The organism is Rhizobacter sp. P3_B12, assembly GCF_056402895.1.
In genome coordinates this window covers 1-10,779 of record NZ_JBFUGN010000112.1, presented here as the reverse complement: position 1 = coordinate 10,779, position 10,779 = coordinate 1, and the positions used below count along the sequence as shown (strand labels likewise).

At 59.9% G+C, this 10,779-nt stretch carries 4 protein-coding genes, 2 tRNA genes and 3 rRNA genes; 7 read left to right on the top strand and 2 right to left on the bottom strand.

Annotated elements, in window-relative coordinates; genetic code table 11:
* From ptsP to rrf, 6 genes are all read left to right on the top strand, one after another.
* Positions 1–1,781, top strand: a 1,781-nt coding sequence (gene ptsP / locus AC1D01_RS08950; RefSeq protein ID WP_477865693.1) for a phosphoenolpyruvate--protein phosphotransferase, incomplete at its 5' end; no start/stop codon positions are given.
* 367 nt (positions 1,782–2,148) lie between these two features.
* Positions 2,149–3,679 (top strand): 16S ribosomal RNA (locus tag AC1D01_RS08945).
* An 86-nt stretch (positions 3,680–3,765) separates the two neighbouring features.
* Positions 3,766–3,842: transfer RNA gene (locus tag AC1D01_RS08940), tRNA-Ile, on the top strand.
* A 9-nt stretch (positions 3,843–3,851) separates the two neighbouring features.
* Positions 3,852–3,927, top strand: a tRNA-Ala gene (locus AC1D01_RS08935).
* A 315-nt stretch (positions 3,928–4,242) separates the two neighbouring features.
* A 23S ribosomal RNA gene (locus AC1D01_RS08930) occupies positions 4,243–7,119 on the top strand.
* A 199-nt stretch (positions 7,120–7,318) separates the two neighbouring features.
* A 5S ribosomal RNA gene (rrf, locus tag AC1D01_RS08925) occupies positions 7,319–7,431 on the top strand.
* Together the 16S, 23S and 5S rRNA genes with 2 tRNA genes alongside form the textbook arrangement of a ribosomal RNA operon.
* Before the next feature lie 115 nt (positions 7,432–7,546).
* On the opposite strand, the gene AC1D01_RS08920 is transcribed toward rrf, so the two are convergent.
* Both AC1D01_RS08920 and AC1D01_RS08915 read right to left on the bottom strand, forming a co-directional pair.
* Positions 7,547–9,229: a long-chain-fatty-acid--CoA ligase gene (locus AC1D01_RS08920; protein ID WP_477865692.1), complete on the bottom strand. Its 1,683-nt coding sequence runs from the start codon at positions 9,227–9,229 to the stop codon at positions 7,547–7,549.
* A gap of 60 nt (positions 9,230–9,289) precedes the next feature.
* Positions 9,290–10,015 (bottom strand): DUF8198 family protein, encoded by a 726-nt coding sequence (locus AC1D01_RS08915; RefSeq protein ID WP_477865691.1) that lies wholly within the window; start codon positions 10,013–10,015, stop codon positions 9,290–9,292.
* 108 nt (positions 10,016–10,123) lie between these two features.
* Here AC1D01_RS08915 and AC1D01_RS08910 point away from each other — a divergent pair, with 108 nt between their 5' ends.
* Positions 10,124–10,627 carry a hypothetical protein gene (locus AC1D01_RS08910; protein WP_477865690.1) on the top strand — a complete coding sequence of 168 codons (504 nt, stop codon included), beginning with the start codon at positions 10,124–10,126 and terminating at the stop codon, positions 10,625–10,627.
* The last annotated feature ends 152 nt before the right edge of the window (positions 10,628–10,779 follow it).

The following is a 10,779-nucleotide window of genomic DNA, read 5'->3' as shown; positions in this document are numbered from 1 at the left end:
GCTTCCAGGTCTTCGGATTGCCGGTATCACGGGGTGTCGCGATCGGCCGCGCGGTGATGGTCGCGTCGAGCCGCGTCGACGTTGCGCACTATTTCATCGAGGCGTCGCAGGTCGACTCCGAGATCGAGCGGCTGCGCACCGCGCGCGATGCGGTCGCGCAGGAGTTGACGACGCTGCAGCGCGAGCTGCCGGCGGACGCACCGGGCGAGCTGTCGGCGCTGCTCGACGTGCACCTGATGCTGCTGCACGACGACTCGCTGACCGGGGCCACCAAGAACTGGATCCAGGAGCGCCACTACAACGGCGAGTGGGCGCTGTCGGCCCAGCTCGAGGTGCTGGCGCGCCAGTTCGACGAGATGGAGGACGACTACCTGCGCGAGCGCAAGGCCGACCTGGAGCAGGTGGTCGAGCGGCTGCTGCGGGCGATGGCACGCGGGCCGCTGTCGGATTCCGCGCCGGCGCCGGGCGTGAGTCCACGGGATTTCGGCGGCGAGGATCCGCTGGTGCTGGTCGCGAACGACATCGCGCCGGCCGACATGCTGCAGTTCAAGCGAAGCATCTTCACCGGGTTCATCACCGACGTGGGCGGGAAGACCTCGCACACCGCGATCGTCGCGCGCAGCATGGACATCCCGGCGGTGGTCGGGGCCCGCGAGGCGAGTCACATCATCCGCCAGGACGACTGGGTGGTGATCGACGGCGACTGCGGGGCGGTGATCGTCAACCCGTCGCCGATCGTGCTGGAGGAATACCGGTTCCGGCAGCGGCAGAGCGGGCTCGAGCGGGATCGCCTGGCGCGGCTGCGGCACACGCCGGCCGTGACGATGGATGGCGAGCGCGTGGAGCTGCAGGCCAACATCGAGCTGCCGGTGGACGCCATCGGGGCGCTGGAGGCGGGCGCGGTCGGCGTGGGGCTGTTCCGCAGCGAGTTCCTGTTCATGAACCGCGGCAGCGAACTGCCGGGCGAGGACGAGCAGTACGAGGCGTATCGGGCGGCCATCGGGGCGATGCGGGGGCTGCCGGTGACGATCCGCACCGTCGACATCGGTGCCGACAAGCAACTCGACCGCATGTCGGTCAATGAACTGCGCCACGAGCATGCGTTGAATCCGGCGCTCGGGCTGCGGGCGATCCGCTGGAGCCTTTCCGAGCCCGGCATGTTCAGGCAGCAGCTGAGGGCGATCTTGCGGGYGGCCGCCGTCGGGCCGGTGCGCATCCTCGTGCCGATGGTGGCGCATCTCAGTGAGGTGCGGATGTTCCTGGAGGCGCTGGAGCGGGCGCGGCAACAGCTGGCGGACGCGGGCAGACCCTGCGGTCCGGTCGAGGTGGGCGCGATGATCGAAGTGCCGGCGGCGGCGCTCGCATTGCCGCTGCTGCTGAAGCACTTCGACTTCGTGTCGATCGGCACCAATGACCTGATCCAGTACACGCTGGCGATCGATCGCGCCGACGAGGCGGTGTCGCACCTCTATGACCCGTGGCACCCGGCCGTGCTGGGGCTGATCGCGCAGACGATCGCCTACGCACGGGCGGCAGGCAAGGGCGTCAGCGTATGCGGCGAGATGGCCGGAGACCCCGAGTTCACCGACCTGTTGCTGGCGATGGGGCTGCGCAATTTCTCGATGCACCCGTCGCAGATCTCCTCGATCAAGCAGCGGGTGCTGCGGGCGGACACGCGGCGCCTGGCCCCGCTGTTGCCGACGATCCTGAACAGCGAAGACCCGGCATCGGTGTGCCGCCGGGCCCAGGCCAGCTTGCAGGCCGTCGGTATTCATCAGTAATTTCGTGACAGCGGTGCGAAGGCCGAAAAATCGATGCTATAGTCGTGGTCTTCGCTGATCACTGATCAACGAAGCGACCCAACAACAGATTGGTTTCGGCAGGCGGCGAAAGCGGCGGCAGAAAAAAATCAAACAAGTTGTTGAAGTCGAGCAAAAAGGTGCTACAGTCTAAGGCTGCGCTGAACGAGATAGATCGGACAGCAAAGCAAGACGGTTTGACCGGATTGCAGCTCTTTAAAAACATACAGCCGATAAGTGTGGGCGTTGGAAGGCGAGTGCCGAAGAGTCGAAAGACTCGAGGTCTCATGGACCTTAAACGCTCATGAAGTGAAGTTCACTTCAATTCATTGAGTAAATTATCAAGATCGAACTGAAGAGTTTGATCCTGGCTCAGATTGAACGCTGGCGGCATGCCTTACACATGCAAGTCGAACGGCAGCACGGGAGCAATCCTGGTGGCGAGTGGCGAACGGGTGAGTAATATATCGGAACGTGCCCAGTTGTGGGGGATAGCCCGGCGAAAGCCGGATTAATACCGCATACGACCTGAGGGTGAAAGCGGGGGATCGCAAGACCTCGCGCAATTGGAGCGGCCGATATCAGATTAGCTAGTTGGTGGGGTAAAGGCCTACCAAGGCGACGATCTGTAGCTGGTCTGAGAGGACGACCAGCCACACTGGGACTGAGACACGGCCCAGACTCCTACGGGAGGCAGCAGTGGGGAATTTTGGACAATGGGCGCAAGCCTGATCCAGCCATGCCGCGTGCGGGAAGAAGGCCTTCGGGTTGTAAACCGCTTTTGTCAGGGAAGAAACGGTCTGATCTAATAAATTGGACTAATGACGGTACCTGAAGAATAAGCACCGGCTAACTACGTGCCAGCAGCCGCGGTAATACGTAGGGTGCAAGCGTTAATCGGAATTACTGGGCGTAAAGCGTGCGCAGGCGGCTATGCAAGACAGATGTGAAATCCCCGGGCTCAACCTGGGAACTGCATTTGTGACTGCATGGCTAGAGTACGGTAGAGGGGGATGGAATTCCGCGTGTAGCAGTGAAATGCGTAGATATGCGGAGGAACACCGATGGCGAAGGCAATCCCCTGGACCTGTACTGACGCTCATGCACGAAAGCGTGGGGAGCAAACAGGATTAGATACCCTGGTAGTCCACGCCCTAAACGATGTCAACTGGTTGTTGGACGGCTTGCTGTTCAGTAACGAAGCTAACGCGTGAAGTTGACCGCCTGGGGAGTACGGCCGCAAGGTTGAAACTCAAAGGAATTGACGGGGACCCGCACAAGCGGTGGATGATGTGGTTTAATTCGATGCAACGCGAAAAACCTTACCTACCCTTGACATGTCTAGAAGTTACCAGAGATGGTTTCGTGCTCGAAAGAGAGCTAGAACACAGGTGCTGCATGGCCGTCGTCAGCTCGTGTCGTGAGATGTTGGGTTAAGTCCCGCAACGAGCGCAACCCTTATCATTAGTTGCTACGCAAGGGCACTCTAATGAGACTGCCGGTGACAAACCGGAGGAAGGTGGGGATGACGTCAGGTCATCATGGCCCTTATGGGTAGGGCTACACACGTCATACAATGGCCGGTACAGAGGGCTGCCAACCCGCGAGGGGGAGCTAATCTCAGAAAACCGGTCGTAGTCCGGATCGCAGTCTGCAACTCGACTGCGTGAAGTCGGAATCGCTAGTAATCGCGGATCAGCTTGCCGCGGTGAATACGTTCCCGGGTCTTGTACACACCGCCCGTCACACCATGGGAGCGGGTTCTGCCAGAAGTAGTTAGCCTAACCGCAAGGGGGGCGATTACCACGGCAGGGTTCGTGACTGGGGTGAAGTCGTAACAAGGTAGCCGTATCGGAAGGTGCGGCTGGATCACCTCCTTTCTGGAAAAAATGGTGCTCAATTTCTAGCGCCCACGCTTATCGGCTGTTGTGACAACAGTTCAAGAGAACGGTTCAATCCGGAACAAGGGTCTGTAGCTCAGCTGGTTAGAGCACCGTCTTGATAAGGCGGGGGTCGTTGGTTCGAGCCCAACTAGACCCACCAACTTCCATCGGGGGATTAGCTCAGCTGGGAGAGCACCTGCTTTGCAAGCAGGGGGTCGTCGGTTCGATCCCGTCATCCTCCACCATCTCTTGAAGTAGAAGAAATCGACGCTGACGCAAGCAGCTTGGTGAATCATTTCACCAGGCTGTTGTCGTCAGCGGTTCGAAAGAATCGGCTGTTGCTCTTTAACAATTTGTAGAGTCGAAAATCAGCGTTGTCGGCGGAAAGCAGACCGAAAGGGAAGCACCGTGCCGCCGATGACGAACTTGATTGCGTCAACAGATATTCAACTTGAGTTGATCAAGAAATTGATTGAAGCGAGTTTTGAAGAACGGCATAACGCGAAATACTCAAACAGTCATTGACCGATGCTTGTGAAGAACAGGCGTCAAAGTTATAGGGTCAAGTGACTAAGTGCATGTGGTGGATGCCTTGGCGATTACAGGCGACGAAGGACGTGATAGCCTGCGATAAGCTTCGGGGAGCTGGCAAATTAGCTTTGATCCGGAGATTTCCGAATGGGGAAACCCGACCGTAAGGTCATCGCATACTGAATACATAGGTATGCGAGGCGAACCGGGTGAACTGAAACATCTCAGTAGCTCGAGGAAAAGACATCAACCGAGATTCCGAAAGTAGTGGCGAGCGAAATCGGAAGAGCCTGCACGTTTTAGCATCTTGCATATCAGAACGGAATGGAAAGTCCGGCCATAGCGGGTGATAGCCCCGTATGAAAAATGTAGGGTGTGGAACTAGGCGTGCGACAAGTAGGGCGGGACACGTGTAATCCTGTCTGAATATGGGGGGACCATCCTCCAAGGCTAAATACTCGTAATCGACCGATAGTGAACTAGTACCGTGAGGGAAAGGCGAAAAGAACCCCGGGAGGGGAGTGAAATAGATCCTGAAACCGCATGCATACAAACAGTCGGAGCCCGCAAGGGTGACGGCGTACCTTTTGTATAATGGGTCAGCGACTTACATTCAGTGGCAAGGTTAACCGAATAGGGAAGCCGTAGAGAAATCGAGTCCGAATAGGGCGTTCAGTCGCTGGGTGTAGACCCGAAACCAAGTGATCTATCCATGGCCAGGATGAAGGTAGGGTAACACCTGCTGGAGGTCCGAACCGACTAGTGTTGCAAAACTAGCGGATGAGCTGTGGATAGGGGTGAAAGGCTAAACAAACTTGGAAATAGCTGGTTCTCTCCGAAAACTATTTAGGTAGTGCCTCAAGTATTACCGTCGGGGGTAGAGCACTGTTATGGCTAGGGGGTCATGGCGACTTACCAAACCATTGCAAACTCCGAATACCGATGAGTACAGCTTGGGAGACAGTGCACCGGGTGCTAACGTCCGGACACAAGAGGGAAACAACCCAGACCGCCAGCTAAGGTCCCCAAAATTGGCTAAGTGGGAAACGAAGTGGGAAGGCTAAAACAGTCAGGATGTTGGCTTAGAAGCAGCCATCATTTAAAGAAAGCGTAATAGCTCACTGATCGAGTCGTCCTGCGCGGAAGATGTAACGGGGCTAAGCCAGTTACCGAAGCTGCGGATGTGCGCGCAAGCGTACGTGGTAGGAGAGCGTTCTGTAAGCCTGTGAAGGTGGCTTGTGAAGGCTGCTGGAGGTATCAGAAGTGCGAATGCTGACATGAGTAGCGTTAAAGGGGGTGAAAAGCCCCCTCGCCGAAAGCGCAAGGTTTCCTACGCAACGTTCATCGGCGTAGGGTGAGTCGGCCCCTAAGGCGAGGCAGAGATGCGTAGCTGATGGGAAACAGGTCAATATTCCTGTACCGATATGCAGTGCGATGTGGGGACGGAGAAGGTTAGCTCAGCCGGGTGTTGGATGTCCCGGTTCAAGCGTGTAGTCATGCCCCTTAGGCAAATCCGGGGGGTTTAGATGAGGCGTGATAACGAGGAGGCTTGCCTCCGAAGTGAGTGATACCCTGCTTCCAGGAAAAGCCACTAAGCTTCAGCTGCATACGACCGTACCGCAAACCGACACTGGTGCGCGAGATGAGTATTCTAAGGCGCTTGAGAGAACTCTGGAGAAGGAACTCGGCAAATTGACACCGTAACTTCGGAAGAAGGTGTGCCTTTAGTAGGTGAACCATTTACTTGGGGAGCCCAATGAGGCCGCAGAGAATCGGTGGCTGCGACTGTTTATTAAAAACACAGCACTCTGCAAAGACGAAAGTCGACGTATAGGGTGTGACGCCTGCCCGGTGCTGGAAGATTAAATGATGGGGTGCAAGCTCTTGACTGAAGTCCCAGTAAACGGCGGCCGTAACTATAACGGTCCTAAGGTAGCGAAATTCCTTGTCGGGTAAGTTCCGACCTGCACGAATGGCGTAACGATGGCCACACTGTCTCCTCCAGAGACTCAGCGAAGTTGAAATGTTTGTGATGATGCAATCTCCCCGCGGAAAGACGGAAAGACCCCATGAACCTTTACTGTAGCTTTACATTGGACTTTGAACAGATCTGTGTAGGATAGGTGGGAGGCTTTGAAGCGGTGCCGCTAGGTGTCGTGGAGCCAACGTTGAAATACCACCCTGGTGTGTTTGAGGTTCTAACCTTGGCCCGTGATCCGGGTTGGGGACAGTGTATGGTGGGCAGTTTGACTGGGGCGGTCTCCTCCCAAAGCGTAACGGAGGAGTTCGAAGGTACGCTAGCCACGGTCGGAAATCGTGGTGATAGTGCATTGGCATAAGCGTGCTTGACTGCGAGACTGACAAGTCGAGCAGGTACGAAAGTAGGACAAAGTGATCCGGTGGTTCTGTATGGAAGGGCCATCGCTCAACGGATAAAAGGTACTCTGGGGATAACAGGCTGATACCGCCCAAGAGTTCATATCGACGGCGGTGTTTGGCACCTCGATGTCGGCTCATCTCATCCTGGGGCTGTAGCCGGTCCCAAGGGTATGGCTGTTCGCCATTTAAAGAGGTACGTGAGCTGGGTTTAAAACGTCGTGAGACAGTTTGGTCCCTATCTTCCGTGGGCGCTGCAAGATTGAGAGAGCCTGCTCCTAGTACGAGAGGACCGGAGTGGACGCACCTCTGGTGTATCGGTTGTCACGCCAGTGGCATCGCCGAGTAGCTATGTGCGGAAGAGATAACCGCTGAAAGCATCTAAGCGGGAAACTCGTCTCAAGATGAGTCTTGCCGGGGCCTTGAGCCCCCTGAAGAGTCGTTCGAGACCAGGACGTTGATAGGCTGGGTGTGGAAGCGCAGTAATGCGTTAAGCTAACCAGTACTAATTGCTCGTGAGGCTTGACCCTATAACTTTGATCCAACGATCAAAGTCTGTCTGAGGACAAGCGTTGTGCAGTTCTTCCAACGAATATCCTTGAACGCAATCAAGTTCAACCCAATCAAATGCTGATTCCGCTTGTGTGACCTCAATCCACAAGCACCGACTCTACGAATTGGCTGCAAAGCACTTCCCCCCAAAGGAATGCTCGGCAGCAACAAGTTAAGCCTGATGACCATAGCGAGGTGGTCCCACTCCTTCCCATCCCGAACAGGACAGTGAAACGCCTCAGCGCCGATGATAGTGCGGGTTCCCGTGTGAAAGTAGGACATCGTCAGGCTATTAATTGCCAACCCCCGTCGCCTCCCAAGGCGTCGGGGGTTTCGCTTTTGCGGCCAGCGATTCCCGGTAAACGGACCAAATGGCTCAAACGAGCCATCACGCCAAACGAGCGATCACACCGTCCGCAACTCCCGCCGCAATATCTTCCCGACATTCGATTTAGGCAGATCATCGCGAAATTCGATGTGCCTGGGCCGCTTGTAGGCGGTGAAGTTCTCCCGGCAATAGGCCGCCAGATCGTCTTCCGTCAGCGTCGAATCCCGCCTGACCACGAACAGCTTCACTGCTTCACCAGACTTCGCGTCCGCCACACCCACAGCTGCGCATTCCAGCACGGCCGGATGCTGGCTCACCACCTGCTCGATCTCGGTCGGGTAGACGTTGAAGCCGGACACCAGGATCATGTCTTTCTTCCGATCGACGATTCGCACATAGCCCCGTTCGTCCATCACGCCGATGTCGCCCGAGCGGAAGAATCCATCGTCCGTCATCACCAGGCGCGTCTCATCCGGGCGATTCCAATAGCCGGCCATCACCTGGGGCCCGCGGATGCAGATCTCGCCCGACTGACCCTGCGGCACGGCGCCACCCGCGTCATCGCGGATCGCGATCTCCGTCGAGGGCACAGGCAGGCCGATCGACCCGGTGAACTCCGGCTCGTCGAAGCGATTGATCGTCGCCACCGGCGACGTCTCCGACAACCCGTAGCCCTCGACGATCGGGCACCCGGTGACGCGTTGCCATTGCTCGGCCGTCGCGCGCTGGACCGCCATGCCGCCGCCATTGGAGATCACCAGGTCCGCGAAATCCAGGCGCCTGAAATCCGCATCGTTCGCCAACGCATTGAACAGCGTGTTCACTGCAGGGAACATGTTGATGCGTTGCCGCTTCAGCACCTTCACGAAGCCGGGGATGTCACGCGGATTCGGAATCAGCACGTTCAGCATGCCGAGCCGTGCGCCGAGCATGTAGCACGCGGTCAGCGCGAAGATGTGATACAGCGGCAGCGCGCACACCGTGACGATCTGCCGATCGCCCACCTTGTCGAGCATCGGCTGGAACCAGGCCTGCGACTGCAGGATGTTCGCCACCACGTTGCGGTGCAGCAGCACGGCACCCTTCGAGACGCCCGTCGTTCCCCCGGTGTACTGCAGGAACGCCACATCGTCCGGTCCCAACTCCACATGCCGCAGCGACATCCGCGTGCCCTCGGCCAACGCCAGGTTGAATCGCGTGACCGAGCCGCCGGCCGGAGCACGAAGATCGAACTCGGGCACCATCTTGCGGACATGCCGCACGACGAAGTTCACCAACTGGCCCTTTGCGAAGCCCAGCAGGTCGCCCATCGATGCCAGCACCACGTGCCGCAACGGTGTGCGAGCCATCACCTCCTGCAGCGTGTGCGCGAAGTTCTCGAGCACGATGATGGCCTCGGCACCGGAGTCGCTCAGCTGATGCTCCAGCTCGCGCGCGGTGTACAGCGGGTTCACGTTCACCACGGTGTAGCCGGCGCGCAGCACGGCTGCAATGGCCACCGGGTACTGCAGCACGTTCGGCATCATCAGCGCCACCCGAGCGCCGCGCGCCATGCCGCGCGCCTGCAGCCACGCCCCCAGCGACGACGACATCTCGTCGATCTCGCGGAAGGTCAGGCGTCGCTCCATGCACACCGCCGCATCGCGCGAGGCATGCTGGCGGAACGATTCGTCCAGCAACTCGACCAGCGATCGGTACGCCGACGCGTCGATCTCGGCGGGAACGCCAGGAGGATAGTGATCGAGCCAGGGACGTTGCATCGATGCGGCACTCGCGGACAGGCAGGGCCTGCAATGGTGCGGGCCGGCCGCGCCGCACGGCTACGGTAGTTGTCCTAGCGCCGCCGCTTGTGCCGGTGTCCCGTCGGCGACAGCGTCCGGCACGAAGAGTGCCTGCATCAGCGTCGTCTCGCGCGAGTGGACGGTCTTCAGGAACTCCGCTGCGCCGCGCATCGCGTGGAAGGTGTCGAAGCCGGACTCCAGGAACGATTGAAGCGACGACAACCCTGCCGCGCGCGCCGGCACCCGCATCATGCGCAGGCTCTGGCGCAGCAGCAGGCGCCTCGTCAGCTGGTCGAGCGATTCGCCGATCTTCACGGTCAGGGCCACCTGCCGCTCGCGGTCGGCCCGGCGTCCGCAGGCCTGCCACGCCGCCAGGTAGTCGGCTGCCTCCACCGCAGTCCCGGCGACGGCGTCGCCCATCGCGCTGTCCAGCGACTCCGACAAGGCGTGCAGCGCCGCCAGCGATTCCACCGTCGACAGCACGTCGCTCGGGAAGAGCCGCGTCAACGCCGGCACCACCCGCGCGAACTGCGCGTCGCGTTCGGCGAAGTCCTTCGGGCCGTACAGCTCGTCGAGAAAGAACCGCGCCACGTCCCGGTAGCGCGACGACGCCAGCAGGTCCGCGTAGGTGTGCGCGAACCGCCGTTGCTGGTAGGTCTTCACGGCCGTCACGCGCGCTTGCAGCGAGGGATTCCCCATGCGCCGCCGGCGCTCGGATTCCACCGCCGACAGATGCTGAAGGATGTTCTCGCTCGACGCGGCCATGGCGAAGCTCGTTGCACGTTGCGGGTTTACGAGAGGTCGGGCTAGTCCCGTGCCTCTACGGCGGCTGCGCCGAATGATGCAACACTGCGCCCGCATTCCGCCATCCACATGCAAAGACGCAAGCTCCTCCAGATCGGCGCAGTCGCCTCGCTGACGCTGGCCGCGGTGGCCGGCGGCCTCGTGCTGATGCGGCCCGGCCCGCCGGCGGCGACGCTGGATGCCGACAGCCGTGCGCTGTTCACCGCCGTGGCCCAAGCCGTGCTCGACGGCGTGCTGCCCGGGGGGGCCGCGCAAGCAGCCGCGCTGGACGCCCACCTCGAACGCGTGCAGGCCACCATCGGCGGCTTCGCTCCCGAAGTGCAGAAGGAACTCGCGCAGCTGCTGGGCATCCTGAGCACCGCACCCGGCCGCCGCCTGCTGGCCGGGCTCTCCTCACCCTGGAGCGAAGCCGGCATCGACGAGGTGCAGCAATCGCTGCAAGGCATGCGCCTGTCGCGCCTGGCGGTGCGCCAGCAGATCTACCACGCGCTGCGCGACATCACCAACGGCGCCTACTTCTCCGACCCCGCGGCATGGCCCGCGATCGGCTACCCGGGACCTCGCGACATCTGATGAGCAAGCTCGACGATCCGATCCAGCAAGGGCTCCAGCGTGGCTGGCGCGTTCTCGGCGGCTCGCGTGGCGCCGTCCCGCCGACCCTGCTGTGCGATGTCGCGATCATCGGCAGCGGCGCCGGCGCCGGCATCACCGCGGAACTGCTGACG

Bases quoted from the DNA above. Each gene is read 5' to 3' on its own strand.
- AC1D01_RS08920 (WP_477865692.1), bottom strand. From the start codon at position 9,229: ATGCAACGTCCCTGGCTCGATCACTATCCTCCTGGCGTTCCCGCCGAG.
- AC1D01_RS08915 (WP_477865691.1), bottom strand. From the start codon at position 10,015: ATGGCCGCGTCGAGCGAGAACATCCTTCAGCATCTGTCGGCGGTGGAA.
- AC1D01_RS08910 (WP_477865690.1), top strand. From the start codon at position 10,124: ATGCAAAGACGCAAGCTCCTCCAGATCGGCGCAGTCGCCTCGCTGACG.